This window comes from Pseudomonas sp. BJa3 (genome assembly GCF_026343815.1).
GTDB classification, from domain to species: Bacteria; Pseudomonadota; Gammaproteobacteria; order Pseudomonadales; family Pseudomonadaceae; genus Aquipseudomonas; species Aquipseudomonas soli.
The window spans coordinates 1-229 of record NZ_JAOXMC010000620.1 but is presented as its reverse complement, the minus strand read 5'-3'; the positions used below and the strand labels follow the sequence as shown (position 1 = coordinate 229).

Genomic DNA, 229 nt, shown 5'->3' with positions numbered 1-229 from the left:
CGAGGATCCGCTCGGAACCGTCGACCGACTGGATGTAGCCGGAGACATCGGACACCGTGTCCTTGAAGAGTTCCGTAAACTTTCCGCTACTGGCATCCAGCGTGCCGAAGCTGGCCGGCGCCTTGCCATCGTCGCGCAGCGCGTAGATATCGCCGTTCCGCGCAGAGCCCAGGACGCGCAGTCGCGAGCCATCGCTCTTTGACGAGCTGATTTGGTTCCACTTGCCATC

Annotated in this window: 1 protein-coding gene; it reads right to left on the bottom strand. The window is 62.0% G+C overall.

Translation table 11 applies throughout. The annotated features are described in order from the left end of the window. Positions 1 to 229: hypothetical protein (locus tag OH705_RS29030; RefSeq protein WP_267303677.1), on the bottom strand; the 229-nt coding region annotated here is incomplete at both ends.